This is a genomic window from Wolbachia endosymbiont (group B) of Pammene fasciana, from assembly GCF_947251495.1.
Lineage (GTDB): Bacteria > Pseudomonadota > Alphaproteobacteria > Rickettsiales > Anaplasmataceae > Wolbachia.
The window spans coordinates 772,394-790,873 of record NZ_OX366360.1; the positions used below are offsets into that span (position 1 = coordinate 772,394).

17 protein-coding genes, 2 tRNA genes and 3 pseudogenes are annotated in these 18,480 nt (G+C 32.5%); 8 read left to right on the forward strand and 14 right to left on the reverse strand.

The window, feature by feature from the left end; genetic code table 11:
* Positions 1 to 5: 5 nt before the first annotated feature.
* The 4 genes from virB9 to OPR29_RS03545 form a co-directional block, all read right to left on the reverse strand.
* Entirely contained in the window at positions 6 to 797 is a 792-nt protein-coding gene (gene virB9 / locus OPR29_RS03530; protein ID WP_029237539.1) for a P-type conjugative transfer protein VirB9, read from the reverse strand.
* A complete protein-coding gene (locus OPR29_RS03535; protein ID WP_007302609.1) occupies positions 784 to 1,464 on the reverse strand; it encodes a VirB8 family type IV secretion system protein in 681 nt (226 codons plus the stop codon). The genes virB9 and OPR29_RS03535 overlap by 14 nt, the downstream gene beginning before the upstream one ends.
* A 72-nt stretch (positions 1,465 to 1,536) precedes the next feature.
* On the reverse strand, positions 1,537 to 2,622 hold the full coding sequence (locus OPR29_RS03540) for a GTP cyclohydrolase II (protein ID WP_213863944.1): 1,086 nt from the start codon (positions 2,620 to 2,622) through the stop codon (positions 1,537 to 1,539).
* A 20-nt stretch (positions 2,623 to 2,642) separates the two neighbouring features.
* A tRNA-Leu gene (locus OPR29_RS03545) sits at positions 2,643 to 2,730 on the reverse strand.
* A gap of 190 nt (positions 2,731 to 2,920) precedes the next feature.
* Between OPR29_RS03545 and OPR29_RS03550 the strand changes: the two genes are divergently transcribed.
* Entirely contained in the window at positions 2,921 to 4,156 is a 1,236-nt protein-coding gene (locus OPR29_RS03550) for a metallophosphoesterase family protein (RefSeq protein ID WP_265025075.1), read from the forward strand.
* Positions 4,157 to 4,171: 15 nt separating this feature from the next.
* Positions 4,172 to 4,512: pseudogene (locus OPR29_RS03555) on the forward strand (transposase); the annotation flags it as partial.
* Between the two features lie 155 nt (positions 4,513 to 4,667).
* On the opposite strand, the gene dcd reads toward OPR29_RS03555, so the two are convergent.
* Both dcd and OPR29_RS03565 read right to left on the reverse strand, forming a co-directional pair.
* Positions 4,668 to 5,225: a dCTP deaminase gene (gene dcd / locus OPR29_RS03560; RefSeq protein WP_006012513.1), complete on the reverse strand. Its 558-nt coding sequence runs from the start codon at positions 5,223 to 5,225 to the stop codon at positions 4,668 to 4,670.
* A 71-nt stretch (positions 5,226 to 5,296) separates the two neighbouring features.
* Positions 5,297 to 6,754: a TrkH family potassium uptake protein gene (locus OPR29_RS03565; protein WP_265025076.1), complete on the reverse strand. Its 1,458-nt coding sequence runs from the start codon at positions 6,752 to 6,754 to the stop codon at positions 5,297 to 5,299.
* 124 nt (positions 6,755 to 6,878) lie between these two features.
* Between OPR29_RS03565 and OPR29_RS03570 the strand changes: the two genes are divergently transcribed.
* Positions 6,879 to 7,835, forward strand: a complete 957-nt coding sequence (locus tag OPR29_RS03570) for a hypothetical protein (protein WP_265025077.1) — start codon at positions 6,879 to 6,881, stop codon at positions 7,833 to 7,835.
* A 102-nt stretch (positions 7,836 to 7,937) separates the two neighbouring features.
* Here OPR29_RS03570 and OPR29_RS03575 read toward each other — a convergent pair whose 3' ends face one another.
* The 5 genes from OPR29_RS03575 to rpsB form a co-directional block, all read right to left on the reverse strand.
* Positions 7,938 to 8,954, reverse strand: coding sequence for a substrate-binding domain-containing protein (locus OPR29_RS03575; protein ID WP_012482020.1), 1,017 nt, complete (start codon positions 8,952 to 8,954; stop codon positions 7,938 to 7,940).
* 193 nt (positions 8,955 to 9,147) lie between these two features.
* A complete protein-coding gene (gene frr / locus OPR29_RS03580) occupies positions 9,148 to 9,705 on the reverse strand; it encodes a ribosome recycling factor (protein WP_214303504.1) in 558 nt (185 codons plus the stop codon).
* A 7-nt stretch (positions 9,706 to 9,712) separates the two neighbouring features.
* Positions 9,713 to 10,456, reverse strand: coding sequence for a UMP kinase (gene pyrH / locus OPR29_RS03585; protein WP_015588403.1), 744 nt, complete (start codon positions 10,454 to 10,456; stop codon positions 9,713 to 9,715).
* Positions 10,440 to 11,285, reverse strand: a complete 846-nt coding sequence (gene tsf / locus OPR29_RS03590) for a translation elongation factor Ts (protein WP_108784350.1) — start codon at positions 11,283 to 11,285, stop codon at positions 10,440 to 10,442. Before tsf ends, pyrH begins: the two co-directional genes overlap by 17 nt.
* Positions 11,282 to 12,097, reverse strand: a complete 816-nt coding sequence (gene rpsB, locus OPR29_RS03595) for a 30S ribosomal protein S2 (protein WP_012482019.1) — start codon at positions 12,095 to 12,097, stop codon at positions 11,282 to 11,284. The genes tsf and rpsB overlap by 4 nt, the downstream gene beginning before the upstream one ends.
* Positions 12,098 to 12,278: 181 nt before the next feature.
* On the opposite strand from rpsB, the gene OPR29_RS03600 reads away from it, so the two are divergent.
* The 3 genes from OPR29_RS03600 to glmS all read left to right on the forward strand — a co-directional run bounded on the left by OPR29_RS03600 (position 12,279) and on the right by glmS (position 14,719).
* A tRNA-Asp gene (locus OPR29_RS03600) sits at positions 12,279 to 12,355 on the forward strand.
* A gap of 130 nt (positions 12,356 to 12,485) precedes the next feature.
* Positions 12,486 to 12,899, forward strand: a complete 414-nt coding sequence (yajC, locus tag OPR29_RS03605) for a preprotein translocase subunit YajC (RefSeq protein WP_006012489.1) — start codon at positions 12,486 to 12,488, stop codon at positions 12,897 to 12,899.
* 8 nt (positions 12,900 to 12,907) lie between these two features.
* Complete coding sequence (gene glmS, locus OPR29_RS03610; RefSeq protein WP_265025078.1) at positions 12,908 to 14,719, forward strand: glutamine--fructose-6-phosphate transaminase (isomerizing); 1,812 nt, start codon at positions 12,908 to 12,910, stop codon at positions 14,717 to 14,719.
* Positions 14,720 to 14,984: 265 nt separating this feature from the next.
* Here the strand turns inward: glmS and OPR29_RS03615 are convergent.
* Positions 14,985 to 15,138: pseudogene (locus OPR29_RS03615) on the reverse strand (IS481 family transposase); the annotation flags it as partial.
* Positions 15,139 to 15,351: 213 nt separating this feature from the next.
* Between OPR29_RS03615 and OPR29_RS03620 the strand changes: the two are divergent.
* Positions 15,352 to 16,098, forward strand: coding sequence for a hypothetical protein (locus tag OPR29_RS03620; RefSeq protein WP_213863941.1), 747 nt, complete (start codon positions 15,352 to 15,354; stop codon positions 16,096 to 16,098).
* 16 nt (positions 16,099 to 16,114) lie between these two features.
* On the opposite strand, the pseudogene tnpA reads toward OPR29_RS03620, so the two are convergent.
* A pseudogene (gene tnpA / locus OPR29_RS03625) lies at positions 16,115 to 16,533 on the reverse strand (IS200/IS605 family transposase).
* 340 nt (positions 16,534 to 16,873) lie between these two features.
* Here tnpA and OPR29_RS03630 point away from each other — a divergent pair.
* Positions 16,874 to 17,905, forward strand: coding sequence for a hypothetical protein (locus tag OPR29_RS03630; RefSeq protein ID WP_254229829.1), 1,032 nt, complete (start codon positions 16,874 to 16,876; stop codon positions 17,903 to 17,905).
* Here OPR29_RS03630 and OPR29_RS03635 read toward each other — a convergent pair.
* On the reverse strand, positions 17,895 to 18,419 hold the full coding sequence (locus tag OPR29_RS03635; RefSeq protein ID WP_265025079.1) for a gamma carbonic anhydrase family protein: 525 nt from the start codon (positions 18,417 to 18,419) through the stop codon (positions 17,895 to 17,897). The two genes, OPR29_RS03630 and OPR29_RS03635, sit on opposite strands and share 11 nt — an antisense overlap.
* Between the last annotated feature and the right edge of the window lie 61 nt (positions 18,420 to 18,480).

Sequence of the window (18,480 nt, forward strand, 5' to 3'; positions counted from 1 at the left end):
CAGAACTAAAGTGACCTATTTATAACTTCAACTTCACTACCTTCATAACGCATTAATAGCTTTTTATGTACTCCTTTTATTACAACATAATCATCAAATAACAGCCTTTTACAGGATTCGCCTTCTATAAAAATCTGAGGAATTTTATTACTATTTCTAAACTTTAAATAGGTTAAATAACCATCATCGAATAACTCAATTGGAACTATATCTATGTTACCACCTTCATCAATATATGTATAGTTGTACCTCGTATTATTTTCTTGTATTATTTTTTCTGGCTTTTCTGTAATGTATTGCATTTGAGTAGGTAAAGAAACCTCATCTAAATCAACATCAAATTCATCTTCTTCTTGAGGATAATAAAAACGTATTACGTAAGATATATCCTTTTCAACGGAATAATCATGATCCACTTTTTTAGCATCAGTATCTGGGTATTTATCGTAATTTGGTCTTGAAATTAGATCAAAAATGTAATTTCTCTTTTTAGTTGTCGTAATAATCATGTTAGTGCGACTACTGACTTCAAATGGCATGACAAGCAGTTTATTATCATAAGGATTAATTTTCCAACTTGATGCATCACCAACAGCAATATTTTTGACTTTTTCCCCTTCTGCAAACTCAATATAAGAATAGTAACCTTGACTAAAAATTACTGTAAACACCTCATTAGGGCTATATACAAAAGTCTTTATTCTACTATCTACAGAAATAGGTTTATTATTAATAGATGCATTTAAGTTGCCACTTATTAGTAAAGCTAAAACTAACAATATCCTACACATATTCATCATCTACTCTATATGAAATAACTTGAAACCCTAACGGGTTAATATATCTTTGCTGATCATTCATTTCAAGCGATGCATATTTATACGACATCACAACTATCTTATTTTTCCTTGAGGAATTTCCATCTTTTCGTGTAAATTCTATAGAAAATCTCACTTGAAGAGCATCATTACCTAATTTTTGAATTGAACGAATTTTCAACTCACCTTTAGCATCTGAATATAAATTAAAAAGGTCATTCATATTCTGCGATTTTATATAATTGCTAAATTCACTATATACACTAGGCGAAGAAAACAACCTTACTTTTGTATAATAATTATAATTATAATTATATGGGTCAAAAACCTCCCTTGCTTTTATATACTCTGAAATAAAATAATCGTTCAGCGTTTCATTTGCAGAATATTGTTTTACTGTAACAGGATCAACCAATTGCACTATTCCTGACTTTTTGTCAATTTCTATAACGAATGGCTCAATAGTGCTACTTGTGCTAATTTTAAATATAGCTAATATGCTTATAGAAATTGCAACTAGTAATATTAATGTAAATAAAAGTAAAGTATTTCTCTGAGCAACAACTGTGCTATAGCGACTTGAATTCCAATTTATATCCTTATCCAATGACTCATTACTTTTTTCTTGTTTTAAAAATTTCAGCATCTCAATATTCTTAAAAATCTTAACTTATATTAATTAACATAGCAAGCTAACAAAGTAGTTATAACAAAAAAGCTAATAAACCCTTAATCCATGGCCTAACTTGCCAAATTTTGTTTCCATATATGAATGATTATATTCATTGCGTTCCATAATAAGTGGTACACACTTTGTAACTTCTATACCGTTATTTTTCAACTCTGATAACTTTCTACCATTGTTTGTAAGTAATTGTATTTTGTTAATGTTCAATTTCTTAAGTATTTTAGCTGCAACAGCAAAGCTCCTTTCATCATCTTCAAAACCCAATACTCTATTTGCATCAACAGTATCAAGATTATATTTTCTTTGCATACTGTATGCTCTTAACTTATTAGTTAAACCAATGCCTCTCCCATCTTGCATCAAGTATAATATAATGCCATTCCCAAAGTCGGTCATTATTTGAATCGCTTGATGTAACTGGCTTCTGCAATCACATGATAAGCTGTCTAATAAGTCTCCTGTATAGCATGCAGAATGAATTCTCACTAATGGCTCATTATCTTTATCTGGATTGCCAATGATAATTGCATAATGTTCTCTTCCGCCACTTTTGGTTCTATAAGATATGATATCTACTTCTTGAGTCTGCTTTAAAAATAATGATGTTTTGCACACTTCATACACACTATGATTTTGTTGAAAATCATTCACAAGTAACGTATTTAGTGCAATAATGTCATTTTCTTCACACCAATTTCGCATTTCATGTTTATTCTCAAAAGTCATATCAGCCACTAACGCGTATGGCAATAATTCTGAGAACTTAAGCAAGGCAACAGCATACGCATCTATTGTCTTTGAGCATTGCAACTCTTTTATCCAATCTTCCTTTGAACAGTTTATTAAATGGAGCAGTTCATCAAAATTGCTTATCAACAGACGTTTGCTACTATGTTCTTTACTCTGACATATGTATTTTACCTTACTTGCAGTCAAAGTAACATACACATTACCTGATATAAGCTTATATTGACTAAATAAATTTTTTTCTAAAGTTTCAGCAGCAGCAAGCAATAGATAGTTATTTTCATCATCATATATTAAAATTGGAAGACCACGCCTGACTTCACTGATGGCCCTTTCTACTTTATTTCTACTTTGATTTCCTATAAACATTTCACCTACACCAAACAACTTGGTGCGGTCGAGAAGACTTGAACTTCCAAGGCTTTGTGAGCCACAGCGACCTCAACGCTGCGTGTCTACCAATTCCACCACGACCGCACTTTATTCTAGTTTCTATATAATTACTTTAAATTACTTAATCATTTTAGGGTTTTTCATCTAAAGTGTCAATCTGATACTAGGATAATTTAGGAAATGCCTGTATAATTTAACTATGAATTTTATGGTTACAAACTTTAATCATTTAAGATAATCTTACTACTAATTCTTAATTTAGGTCTTTATACAAATGAAAATAGCTAATATCTTCATTTTTTTAATTCTATCTCTTACAATTAGCTTTTACACCACTCATGCACAAATATTGTACACATGGTCTCAAATCATTCCAGAAAATAAATTAAGCATACGTGCGATTATAGACAATAACATGTGTCCCGTTGCTTATGTCGATAATAAGGCAGTAGAAATGCTAAGTCGCAGCTCAATTAACAATACCGAAACAGTTTGTGAACTGATAGTAGAAACAAATGCTCAAAACATTAGTATTGACAATATAAAAGTTCCCGTATTAGCGGAAAAGATCAGCAAAATTGCCTTCATTGGCGATACAGGATGTAGAATAAATATGTTATTTCAGCAAGAATGTAATTCTGTAGATAACTGGCCTTTGAAAAAAAATTTAGATTCAATCGCTTTTCATAAACCAGATTTAATTATCCATGTTGGTGATTATCATTATAGACAAACAAAATGTAGAAACACAAAAAAGTGCGGCGATATTTATGGATATAGCAAAGAAGCTTGGTACGCTGATTGGTTTGAGCCTGCAAAAGATATTTTAACACAATCTCCTTTTCTTTTTGTTCGTGGAAATCATGAGAGTTGTAATAGAGCTTATGAAGGATGGTTCAGATATTTAGATTCATACCCCTTTTCCCCTCAAAAATGTGAAGATCTTATTTCCAGTTGGTTCTTAGATGCTGGGCCGATGAAGTTTTTTATCTTCGACTCTTCATCCGGTGAGGAAATTTTTACAACCCAAAGCACAGTTGATGCTTTTGAGAGGCAGTTTGATAAATTGATACAAGATAAGCCCACGTGGTTTTTGACTCATAAACCACTTTGGAGATCTCCAAAAAAAGAATTTTTGACATTAAAAAGCCATGGCAATCTTACACAAATTGAAGCTTTTGGAGATAAATTTCCAAGCAATGTTACTACCATAGTTTCTGGCCACATTCATATAGCCCAGATTTTATTAATGGATAATGTTCCAGATCAGATTATAGTTGGAAACGGCGGTGCATTATTACACGCTCAAGATCAAGAACCTGTTTATCAAAACGTAGAATTTAACTATCCAAATAGTAGAAATTACTTAGCACACGAAGTTAGAAACTTTTTCGGCTTTGGCTTTGCAATATTAGGTTTAGACGATCACAAATTTACTTTCTATAACCAAGATAATAAGGAAATGTATTCTGCAAACCTAACGAAAGACTTTAAACTTAAAACAAATTAAAATTAGGACTATTTAAGGACGCAGAAAAAACGTGCTGAGCTTAAAAAACTCATAGCAACAAAAAACACTGAAATTCTTGTATATATCGACTAATCTGGAATTGATAACACAAAAGTCAGCGTATTAGTATGATTGCAGCTTTGAATAAGGGAAAAATTATGGCGCCTATGATTTTTGAAGGCTACTGCGATACAGACGTTTTTAATAGCTAGTTCAAACTTTTTGCTGGGTGATTTTGGATAATGCAACTTTTCATAGAAAACAAGTGAATTTGTTAAAAGTGTCGGTGCTGAAGTTATATATCTGCCTACACATTCTCCTGATTTTAATCAAACCATTGGTTTGTTATAAAAAATTGAGCCAGAAAGAATATCCAGCTATTCGAACTATTAGAAAAAGAGCTATATATGAGCATGTTTTAGCACAGACATTATTTTTGTAACTAGGCAAATGCAATCAGTATTAGCGGCTTGAAAGGATATCAATTAATAAAGAAATGCATCTAAAGTAATCACTTAACTAACGGCAAAGTGATACCATGTTGGTTCATATATTTTCCTTTCATATCATCATATGATTTCTCGCATTCACTTTCGCCGCTTAAAAACACAAATTGGCATGCGCCTTCATTAGCGTAAATTTTTGCAGGAAGTGGAGTGGTGTTCGAGAATTCAAGTGTGACGTGACCTTCCCATCCAGGCTCTAAAGGTGTGACGTTTACTATAATACCACACCTTGCATAAGTTGACTTACCAACACAAATTACCAGTACATTCCTTGGTATACGAAAATACTCCACTGTGCTGGCAAGTACAAAACTATTTGGTGGAATTATACATACATCTGTTTCCTTATCTATGAAACTATTCTCAGAAAAATTCTTGGGGTCTACAATAGCTGAATTAACATTAGTAAAAATCTTAAACTTATTACTAACTCTTGCATCATAGCCATAAGATGATAATCCGAAAGATACAACACCCTTACTGCTTTTATGATTCACAAAAGGCTCTATCATTCTAGAGTTTTCAGCCTTTTCCCTTATCCATTTATCTGGCATAACTGCCATAATTGTCCTTTAAAGTTTTGTAATACTTATAATAATATGTAATAGAATTTAAATGTAAACCTGAATTAGCGTTACACTCTGGAATGGCAAAGTTTCCAGTATAAACTACCTATACAAAAATAAATTGGCAATATTTCAAGCCTGCCAAGCAGCATCAAAAACGATAGAAATAGCTTTACTCCACCACTAAAGGAGGAATAATTACCTGAAGAACCTATTAGGTTACTAAACCCTGGGCCAGAATTTGTAAGCATTGCAGAAACAGAGCTGATGCTAGTTATAAAGTCCGCATTGCTCAAGTAAGACATCACTATTGATGATATAGTGAACGTTAACATGTAAATCGCAAAAAACGTAAAGACGGATTGAACTTCATCATTTTCCAGTATTTTACCATTGAGTTTTACTCTATCGCTTTCACTTGGATTTAATAAAGAGCTAAAGTAATTCCTTATAGATTTTAGACAAATGACTAAACGGAAGATTTTGATTCCACCACTAGCAGAACCACCACATCCACCAATAAAGGCTAAAAAGAAAGCTAAGACTGAAATAAAGCTCCAATTCAAGTAGTTGGACATTACATAGCCAGTTGATGTGATAAAGGAGGTAATGGTGAATGTGCTGTACCTAAATGATAAAAATACTCCTAAGTCAAAATTTTTATATAACCAAAAACAAGCAAGCAAAGATGAGATAACAACTATCTTAATAAAGTAAGAGACCTGTTCATCATAACAAACGTCTAATCGTCTTATAATTTTTAAATAGCTCAGAAAAGGTAAAGAGCCTAAAATCATAAAGATAATTGTTATGACCTCCAATATAGGGTTATTGTAGTAGCCTATAGAATCGTTATAGTTAGCAAATCCACCAGTTGATACAGCGGACATTCCGTGACATACTGCGTCAAATAATGGCATGCCAGCTAGATAGTAGGAAAATATGCACAATAAAATTAGGCAGTAATATATTTCTGCAATATGTATTACTACGCTTCGCGTATGTGGTAACTTTCTTTTAAGAGCATCTGAGTACTCAGAATAGAGTAAATTATTTAAGCTCAAAACCTTAAATATGGGAAAAATTGCAATTCCTACTGTAATTACTCCAAAACCACCTATACCGTGCAGCATTGCTCTCCACAGTAGTATCCCCGGAGATTGTTGCTCGATGTAACTTAGAACAGTTGCTCCTGTGGTTGTAATCCCAGATACTGCTTCAAACAGTGCATCAATGTAGCTTAAACTATCAAGATAAAATGGAATAGCTGCAAATAGAGATAATGCAATCCAGGTACAACTGGTAATCGCAAAAATTGCCGGCATTCCATGTACCCTATTTAGTTTACCCAGTAGAATAAAAATCGCACTAAATGTGCAGGTAACTATAAATCCAACCAGAAAATTTTTCCATTCGTAACCTAGATAATTATTAGTAATAGCAGGAATAAGCATTGCTACGCCAAACAACAATAGAAAAATTCCCACAATAAACGCAATTGAACGTAAAACTTGCAGACTTTCCATAGACAGTACTGTGAAAGCTATATGTTATTAAAACTTCAACCGCTTTGCTAATTTTTTCTCTTGACTTGATTATAAATACGTATAATTATAGCGCTAAATTTGCCATAAGAGATAGAGGTAAGGTATGTTATTAACTGACAGACAAAAAAACATTCGAGATTCATTAATTAGTGAAGCTATACAAGGCAACTTTGAGAATATAAAAAATAATTACGATAGCGATATACAAGAAGTTTTGAAAAGCGAATTACCTAGTAATATACAAAAAGAGTTTAAAGACGATCTACCTAACCCTTGTACCACTTCACAGTTGATTATATTCAAAAAAAATCAAAAGGAAATTAATCAATGTATACAGAAAATGGAGCAAAAAATTGAGAGTATTTCGTGTGATATAGCTATGCAAGAAGCGAAAGGAAATGATGATTCGCATATGCAAAAAGTGAAAAACTTAAAGAGAACAAGTGATCTTCACCACAAATTACGTCAAGCAATAGATTATTTAGATGTTAAAAAAGTTAAAGCAGTATTAGAAGATTGTGATACAAATCTAGCAATGATTTTAAATAGACCTATACATTCACAGAGCAAAACTACCCTTTTACTTTATCCTCTGCAAGTTGGTCTTAATAAACGATATATAGGTGATGGTAAAAGATTGAAACAAGAAGATCTGAGAAATATAAAAGAAATTACTAAACTTCTTTGGGATAAAGCTTCTCCTGATATTCGCAATTTCTGGTTTAAATTCCATCAAGATCAACAAGAAGAAAGTACAAAAGACACAAAAGCAACCTTTGAAGCTCATTTGAAAAAAGCTCCTCCTGATATTCGTGACTTGTGGCTTAAATATCAAAGAGTGCCTGAAAATCAAGATGCAGCTGTAATAAAACTTCTTAAAGGTGAGCAACAACGACATGCCAAGATAGGTAGTGAGAAGTGGCTTGAAGATTTCATTCAAGAAGTTAAAGATTACAGAGAACAAAAAACCATAGAAGAAAACCTTGAAATAGCTACAGCAAAATCTGTTCTACAAGACGCACAACTTTCTCAAATAAATAGAACTTGTTGTATTTTGTAGTAAATAAGTTCTTAGGAAATCTAAGTATGATAACAATAAAAACAAGAAATTTAAACGTTCTATTTTTAACCTAGTATCCAGAATAAAAAAATATCAAAGTCATCATATTATATCACGAACCTTTTCCAAGACTTTTTTTATATTTTCGCTTGAAAGTGGAATTAAGCCAAGCCTAGATAAATATCCACCTTCAGTACTAATAGAGTCTACAACTTCTCTAATGAATTCCCTTAATCCATCAACAGTATCTAAGTGTTCTTTCTTTATATAAAGATATAAAGGCCTTGCTAACATATACTCCCCCGATGATATATTTTTATAAGTTGGCTCAATTCCTGCGATTGTGCTTCCTTGAATCTCATCTTGGTTTTTCGCTAAAAAGCTGAAGCTAAATATTCCTAAAGCATTTTTATTGCTCTTCAATTTTTGTATTATTATGTTTTCATTAATTCCAACTTCTATATATCTTCCATCATCTCTGATATTACTACATGCTTTCTTTCTTTTTTCTTGGTCTTGATAATTCTCTTTGAAAATCCTTGAGTTCATACATGAATATTGATCAAGCATAATAAAATTAATCAAAGTTTCATGTGTACCTGTATTTTGATGTGGGCCATAGATTTTAATTTCTGTTTTTGGTAGAGCTTGATTTACATCAGACCAAAATTTCTTGTTATTCTTTACTAATCTATCATTGTCTTCAGAATATGAAGATAAAGTTTCAAACAGGTCATTTTTTGTAAAATCAAATCTATGGCTTTGATTTGAATTTGCAATAACAATTCCATCATAGCCAATTATTATCTCTATTACTTCATTCACTTTATTTCTTTTACATAATTCTCTCTCTACTTCCTTCATAGGGCGAGATGAAGTAGTGATATCTGGTGTGCCTTCCCCTATTCCTGAACAAAACATTTTGAACCCTGATCCACTTCCTATCGATTCTACAACTGGAGTTTTAAAGGAAAATATACGGCTGAATTCTTCAGATATAAATGAGATAAAAGGAAAAACAGTTGAAGATCCAACAATTCTGATATATCTTCTGGCATCAACATTTGACAGTGGGATGAGTAATACAAATGCAAAAATAAGGAAAAGGCGTTTCAGCATCGTTTTCGCTCAAGAGTGTAAACTTAATTATCGTAATAAAAAATCAAACTGAAAAGCTTTTTTTCTAGATTTCAAAAGGTATAACGATCAAATGTGTGCGTAATGATGAGATCTGAATCACAGCATTCATACAACTGTATCTATATCGAATCCTCTTATGTTTTTCAATACTGAAAAATTCTTTCATATTAACTTAATGATGCAATATATCCTTTTCTTTAATAGATAAGTCATCATCGACTTTTTTTACATTATCATCAGTAATGTTTTGTATTTCCTTTTTGGCAACATGAAAATCATCTTCTGAGATTTCCTTATTTTTCTTCATTTCCTCTATTTCTTCCATAACATCTCTGCGTATATTTCTAATTGCAACTCGTGCATTTTCAGAAAATTGATGCAATAGTTTCACTAATTTTTCACGAGTTTCTTGTGTTAAGTCTGGAAGAACTATACGTATAGTATTTCCTTCAACAACAGGATTTAAATTTAGGTTAGCATTGATTATCGCATTTTTCACTTCACCGACAACAGTAGCATCCCAAACTTTAACTGATAGAGTTTTGTTATCTATAGCTGAAACGCCTGCAACTTGGTTCAGTTTTTGATGTCCACCATAGATATTTACAACTATACCATCAAGTAATGATGAGTTAGCTCTACCAGTACGTACACCTTTCATATCATCATGAAAAGACTGAATAGTTTTTAGCATTCTTTCTTTTGTTTTAGCTTTTATTTCGTTTAACATAAATTACCTAATGTTTATAATCTGAGACTATAGTATAAGTACCTTGACCTTTAATAATATTGACCATTTTTTCACTTTTCAAAGAAAAAACTACAATTGGAATAGAATTTTCACGAGCAAGTGAAATTGCTGACGCATCCATAACCTTCAAATCACGAGTTAACAAATCTGTGTAAGAAAGCCTATCGTACATTACAGCATTCTCATTTTTTTTTGGATCAGCAGAATACACGCCACTTACTTGCGTACCTTTTAAAATAACATTACAATTCATTTCAACAGCGCGTAAAGCTGCAGCTGTATCCGTAGTAAAAAATGGATTACCCGTTCCTGCTGCAAAAATTATCACCCTGCCCTCTTCTAAATGATGAATAGCCTTCCTTCTTATATAAGGTTCACATATAGTAGTCATAGGTATAGCAGACAACACCCTAGAGACTATAGAGCTTTTTTCTAAAAAATTTTGCAAAATTAAAGCATTAATAACAGTACCAAGCATTCCAATATAATCACTGCTTGCTCTTTCACAGCCACTTAAAGATGCTGATGCACCACGAAAAATATTCCCACCACCAACAACAATACAAACTTGAACTCCGAGATTACAAACTTCAACTATGTCTTTGGATAGTTTATCTATAACTTCCATATCATGGCCAAATAGCTTTGATCCCATCAAAGCCTCCCCAGAGATTTTGAATAACACTCTGGGGTACTTTACTTCTGAAGTTTTGTTACTTATTTGCACCATCCAAAGTAAGTAACTTATAATTAGCTAATTTAACAGCACTTGATTCTATAAAATCAGCAATCTTCATTTTATCATCTTTTATAAACTTCTGCTCTAGTAGAACAACTTCTTCATAGTATTTAGCCATTCGTCCATCTACTATTTTTTTCGCTACCTCTTCAGGTTTATTTAAGCTCTTTACTTGCTCCTCAATTATAGAACGCTCATTGTTTAATTTTTCTTGATCTAAATCATCTATAGATAAAGCTTCAGGTTTCATAGCAACTACATGCATAGCTATTTGCTTTCCAATCTCTTGTTTATCACCAGATGATTGCAATGCTACTAAAGCACCAATCTTACCTAAGCCATGCATATCACCATGTACATAGCCAGCAATAATCCCATCCTTAGTCTCTAGGTAGCAAAGATTGCTTAACTCTAACTTCTCACCAAGAACCGATGTACCACTCATAATAGCTTCCTGTACTGTACCAACATCTTCATATTTGGCATTTTTTAACTCATCAAGACTAGTACAACGTTCTTGACAAGCAATTGATGCTAAATTTGAAACTAATGCTATGAACTTCTCATTTCTAGCAACAAAATCAGTTTCACAATTGACTTTAACCAATACACCATAATTTTTAGCCAAGCACATAGCAATAAGCCCATCTGAAGCTACTCTATCAGACTTTTTGTCAGCTTTAGCAAATCCTATTGTACGTAACCTATCAACGGCTTTCTTAATATCACCATCACACTCTTCTAACGCTTTCTTACAATCGCTTAAGCCAAGCCCTGTTCTATCGCGTAATTCCCTTATACTACTTGAATCCATCTTCATTTACTTACTATTACCTCCCTTTCTGTTTCATCCTTCATACGCTTCTTTTTAGTTTGCACAATACCCCCTTCTTTTTCTTGAATAAGCTCATCATCCTTAACTCTAGACCTTGTCAAACTAGACTCTATTCCAGCTAATATAGAATCAGCAGCTAATTTACAGTAGAGCTCTATTGATTTTCTTGAATCATCATTTCCTGATATAGGATAGGCAATATCATCTGGGTCAGAATTGGTATCAAGTACTCCAACTACAGGAATACCCAGTTTTTTAGCCTCTTTAACCGCTATATGCTCTTTGTTAGTATCAATAATGAATAAAATATCAGGAACTGCTCCCATTTCTCTAATGCCACCCAATTCTTTATCAAGCTTTTTTCTTTTCTTTTCAATATTTCCTAATTCTTTTTTTGTTAAGATACTATCTTCATCATTTAATATTTTCTCATATTGTATCAAAGTTTTTATCGAAGAAGAAACAGTGTTCCAATTAGTAAGCATACCACCAAGCCATCGATCATTTACATAATATTGACCACAACGAACCGCTTCACTTGCAACAATATCTAAAGCTTGAAATTTCGTACCAACAAATAAAATGCGACCATCTTGAGATGCAACATCGTATAAAGCTTTCATTGCCGCCTCTAACAATGGTAATGTTTTTCGTAAGTCTATTATGTGTATACGATTCTGTTGATGTACACCATATATATATGGGGCCATTTTCGCATTCCAGCGACTAACTTTATGGCCAAAATGCACACCAGATTCAGCTAAATCACGTATAGTGACTTTAGGCAAATTTGTCATATTTACTCCTCCAAATAGTTTATCCTCCATGGCATAACCCTAACGGGACTACTTGCATAAGCCATGTGTGAAATTAAGTTATTTACATAGTAATAAAAAAGACAAAAAAGCGCAAACAAAAAATATTGACAAGTAGCAACACGTTGATTAGCTTTAAGATTGCAAACGTTAAAAAGCAATGGGGGGTGTAGCTCAGTTGGTTAGAGCGCATGCCTGTCACGCATGAGGTCGTGAGTTCAAGTCTCATCACTCCCGCCATTACAGCAGAAACACCTTAAAATTCCTTAAGTTTCTTATTAATTTGAATTAATTTCTTTCAGAGACTTGACATGATATTGTAATTGCTGCTTAATCTATTTAACTTTATCGTTAATAATTGGGATTAAATATGTTCATTTCTGAGGTTTTTGCGGCAGATGCGACTAACAATGTATCAGCATCTGTTGCTAGCTTTATTCCACTCATTTTAATATTTGTAGTATTTTATTTTCTCATTATTCGTCCCAATCACAAAAAACTAAAAGAACATAGAAGGATGATAGATCAAATAAAACGTGGTGATACGGTTATTACTTCTAGTGGAATAATAGGTGAAGTAAACAAAGTTGACGAAGTAAATGCACAACTAATACTAGAAATAGCACCAAAAATTGAAATAAAAATCCTAAAGTCTGCTATATCTGAAATCTTAAATAAAGAAATTCAAAAGCCAGTAGCTAAATCTATTGAAAAAAGCAAAGTTGAAAAGAATGGCAAGAAAAATAAACTAGAGGAAAGTAAAAAAGACAAAAATGCTTCATAATTTAAGAAGTGTGTGGAATATTAGGTATAGTAAGTAGCGGTGATTCAGTAACACCAACTTTACTAACCGCGTTGCAAAAATTGGAATACAGAGGTTATGACTCTTCAGGTATAGCAATTATAAATAATAGAGGTAAGATAGAAGTAAAAAAATCAGAAGGTAAAGTTGAAAGATTGTGTGAAGTTGTTCATGAGAGCAAGATATCTAGTAGCAAAGTTGGTATAGCACATACTCGTTGGGCTACACATGGAGCTCCAAATCTTAAAAATGCTCATCCCATTTATATAAATAATGTTGTTGTTGCTCATAATGGCATAATTGAAAATTACAATATATTAAAAAAGGATCTGGAGGAAAAGGGAGTATCTTTCCACACCGATACTGATACAGAAGTGATACCAAACATATTAACTTCATATCTTGATGAAGGGTTATCACCAATTGATTCTATATTACAGTGTCTAAACAATTTACAAGGTTCACTTGCTTTGGCTTTATTATTTGCAGAATATCCAGATACTTTATTTGTTGCAAAAAGAAATTTGCCTTTAGCAATAGGATATAACTGTAATAAAGTGTTTGCTGCTTCTGATACTAATACTTTGAATTCATTTGTAGAAAAAATATTGCATTTAGAAGATAATGATATTGCAGTAATAAAATCTAACGAATTCAGTATATATAATAATGGTATACAAGTTAAACGCAGAACAGAAAATAGCAGTCCAAGAAATTTTCTAATTAGTAAAAATGGTTACCCTAGCTTTATGCTAAAAGAAATTTTTGAGCAACCGTATGCATTAAACAAAACAATAAATCAATTTTATAAACAATATAAAGAAATCAACAAAGAATTATTTTCTGAACTAGGTTACATTACTATAGTTGGATGCGGTTCATCCTATTTTGCTGGACTAATAGCAAAGTGTTGGCTGGAAAGTATTGCTCAAATTCGGGTATATCTAGAAATCTCGTCAGAATTTAGGTATAGCAGCGTCAAGCTGGAAGAAGGTAGTATTGGCTTATTCATTTCTCAATCTGGTGAAACTGCAGATACTATGGAAGCACTACGTTATGCGAGATTGCAGAAACAAATGATCATTAGCATAATTAATACATTTAATAGCAGCATAGAAAAAGCCTCAGATATTGTATTGCATACTCTTGCTGGACCTGAGATTGGTGTTGCTTCGACAAAAACCTTTTCTACGCAGCTTGCAATTTTAGCATGCTTTGCTGTAGAGCTTGGAAAAATAAAAGGTATACTGGATAGAGAGAGGATAAAGGAACTAAGCGGTGCTATTAATTCCATTCCCGAACATGTAGAGCATGTTTTGAATGTGATGGAAATACAACATATATCAGGCAGTATATTAGAGCACAATAATATAATTATAATTGGGAGAGGAAGCTCATATGGAGTTGCAATGGAAGGTGCATTGAAGATAAAAGAGCTTTCATATATCAACACAATTGGTATTGCAGCGGGAGAAATGAAGCACGGTTCTATCGCCTTGATAGACTCTACTGTACTTGTTATCGCAATTATTCCTTACGATAATTTATTCTTTAAAACGCTATCCAATATACAAGAGATTATTGCAAGAAAAGGTAAAGTAATTGCCTTTAGTGATAAGCAAGGAGCACCGCTCTTAAAGGGAATTTGCATAGATGTGGTGCAACTTCCAGAAGTTGACAATTTTGTTTCTCCAATTATCTACAGTGTTGCTATGCAATTTCTTGCTTATTCTATTGCAGAAAAAAAAGGGCTAGATGTAGATTGTCCGAGAAATTTAGCTAAATCTGTCACAGTTGAGTAACTTATTTAAAGTGAGTTGCTAATTAACAGCTCTAATTGTCAGTTATAAATTACTGAATTTTACTAATAAATTCATTGCTATCATTAGCCCTCTGCGAAAGAATATGTAACTAATGTAAGGATGAGAGAGGCTAAAATCCACGCCTCAAATTAACAAGATTTGCCGTTATGGTTACCAGACACAACTTAACCTCGCAAGCAAGAATTAACTAACAGAAAAATTGAAAACTAATATCAGTCCCTTATGTAATGCTACTAATATTTTTCTAAAAAGCAATATGTTTTCTATTCAGGAAAGTCTACATCGCCATAACAATATTTACTAGAATGAGGTCTTGTCTCATTGTAAAAACACAACCAATGATCAACGTCTATCTGAAGATCTTCTAATGAATTGTAGATTGTTTTACAAAAAAAGAGGAGTAAATGAGAGTTCAGTAACTTGATCATAGAGTTGTACTGCCTTTCCATATTTGAAGCAAGTTGTTATTCTACCTCAAACCATAGCACAAAGTAAATATGGCATTTTATACTAAAATTTTCTGTTTATGAGTTATATTATGTAAAGATACTATTTGACATTGAGCTTTAAAGATATTATGTAATAGCATTATTTAATATGTGAGGTTTATTATGGCTAAAGTAAGTGCTGGTGAAAACTCAAAAAAGCTTAAAGATGGTAAAAATCAGCCCATATCACCAAAAAAGTTCAAAGGCAGTCAGTCTATGTCACCAAAACGGAGTCAGAATTCTGGTGAAAAGCTATGGAATGTATTAGAATCATTAGAAGAAGCAAAATCAGAGTTGAAAAAAAGAAAGTTTGAAATAGAACTAAAAAAAGACACTAAAATATCAGAAGAAGGAATAGAAAAAGTAGTGGAATTGGAAAGGAAAATAGAAAAAGAGATAGAAGAAATAGCAATGCCAATATCAACGTTACTACTTAAGGAAACAATAATAAAATTACAAGGAACAAAAATAATAAATTTTTTAAAAAAATTAGAAAAACAAGTAAAAGAAATGCAAGAATTATGTAAGAAACTAGAATTAAATGCTAAAATAGAAAAAGAAGATCTAAATAAGCTCGAGGACATAAAGAAAGAATCAGAAAAGTGTTGCAGAGAGTTAGTGAGCTATATGCCTAATTCAAATAATCCTAGAATGTTGTACACTGCTGTTATTGGTCTTGCTGTTGGGCTGGTAGCAAGTACTATACTTGAACATACAACTAGACTAAGTATATTAGCAATAATTGGCATAGCTACAGCATCTGCACTCGTAGCTGGTGGTGCTACATATGAAGCACTAAGACCTAATACTAAAATAGATGAATCAAAAGAAGTCCAATTCAACCACTATGGATTAAAATCCAAAGATTGAGAGAGAGCATAGAATGCTAACTTTCGACTTGAAAGTCACCAAATTTATCTTCTTTTTTAGAGTGATTTTCAATATAATTTTTTATCATTTCGTCAGTTACATTTCCGCTAGTCCTGACAAAGTAGCCTACTGCCCACAACCCAATATCTCTTTTTTAGCTCTGGAAAGTTTTGCTGGATTTTTCTGGAACTTTTTCCTTTTATTAACTGCACTAACTTACTAATACTTAAGTATGGGGGTACAGAAACGTATACGTGTACATGACTTGACGCAACTCTACCTCTGATAATTTCTACTTGATTATTTGCACATACTTCTTGTACAACTTCTTTAGCTTTCTGTCCAATATCTCCAACTAGTACTGGATATCGATATTTTGTTATCCACACTATGTGATATATATACAGAGTGACTGCTTTTTCTATAATATTCCACATTCTTTCAGATTTTTCACCTTAAAATTATATTCTTAAAAGGATGGACTTCAAGTCCAGGGTTTTTCTCCCAAATTTGGGACAATAAAGAGTTCTCATCACTCACTTTCCTAATCACACTTTAATTCAAACTTTATCAGTTTTATTCAAGTTGCTTCTAAAAGGAGAATATTAATGGTGTCCTCCTTACTGATTTGGTTAAAATGCAGAAAATGCCTATGTCAAAATTTACACAGATGTTAAGTGCTGCCACTAATTCCCAGTTAGTACAATTTGTGTATATTATTGACATATTTAATTTATTCTGTTACAATTTTTATTAATTAGGTTTAGGTAAAACAATGAAGAGTTTTAAATGGCTACTTAATCAAGTCAGACTTTCATGGATTAGCTTAATATCAAAAGTAAAGAGCTTTTTTCAAACTAACGATACACATCATCAAACAACTGCTAGCAATGGAAATGACCATACAAAAAAAATAAGTATAGAGAATAAAATAGAAACGAAAGGTAATGAGATTGATTTAGAGGATGAACAGGATGTGTTTGAGGATGCTCTAACAGGAGAAGAGCTAGATGAAGAAGAATTTTTTTATGCTGTTGAAAGTTTTAATGAACAGGAAGTTAATGCTAATAGAGAAAAAAAGGAATATGAAAAAAATAAGTACTATAGTCTACAAGATGGTCTACAAGAAAAAAATGAATTTGATCACACAACGCACACTCTTACACTTGCTTTTGAAATTGAAAAGCCATTTCCAGACTCTGACCTTAGTAAATTTAAATTGTGCGAGCTTAAGCAAAATGGTGGTAAATATACATTTACTCTAGAGGATGACCAGAAAAATCGTATAGAGCTACACTCTGAATACCTTAATATGTATTTTCCTAAGTATTTTGAGAAACACAGAAAAAAAGGAGCATACACTGAACTTTTTTCTCAAGAAGAAAATGGAATTAGCAATGATATTATCATCCCATTAGAAGTTCCAAAAGAGGTAGGGATACTTATTGAAAAATTCGGCCGGATGAACTTCATAAAAGCAAATATACAATCTCAAATATCAGATTTTCCGGGAGATATAAATCTAAAAGATTGTAAAGATCATGTAAACTTCTATCTTAATTCAAATAATACTATATCTCTTTTTCTAACGTCAGCACCGATAAAATTTGCAGCTAAATTATCAGGTACTCCAATAGAAACAAACTGGCCAGTAAAGGATATTCTAGTCAGAGGTAGTTTTATTAATCAGCATATTCCTAGAGTTGAAGAAGCTTATATTGATAAGCATTCTATAGTTGAAGAAGCTTTTGAAGTAGTTGACGTAGAGTGTGCATCAGGGCTGAAGATTTCTCAATCTAGCATATAGGCTTATATTCTTTCATTAGCGTAATATAATTTTGTGCAGATTGTGTAATATATTTTATCTCTTCACTTGACATCTTTTTGAAGATTTTTGCTGGCCTGCCAGCCCATATTTCACCACTTTTTATCACTTTTCCATGTGTCACCAGTGAGCCAGCAGCTACCATAGCTCCAGACTCCACAATCGCATGATCCATTATGATAGAGCCCATACCAATAAATGCTTTATCATGCACCGTGCATGCGTGTAATACGCAAAAATGTCCTACCGTCACCATACTACCAATAATCGTATCACCACCTGGGTTTCTATCTACATGAATTACAGTGCCATCTTGAATATTCGTTCCATCGCCTATTTTGATTGATCCAACATCTCCTCTGATCACACAATTAAACCAGATACTCGCATTCCTTCCTATTTCAACGTTACCTATGATACGCACACCATCTGCGATAAAAGAACTTTCATCCATTTTTGGTTCATAATCTTTGTATTTTAAAATGTGATAGCTCATAATTTAAATAAGGTTTAATACATACTTGGATTCCAGTAGTCAAGTTACTCGGGTAAAGATA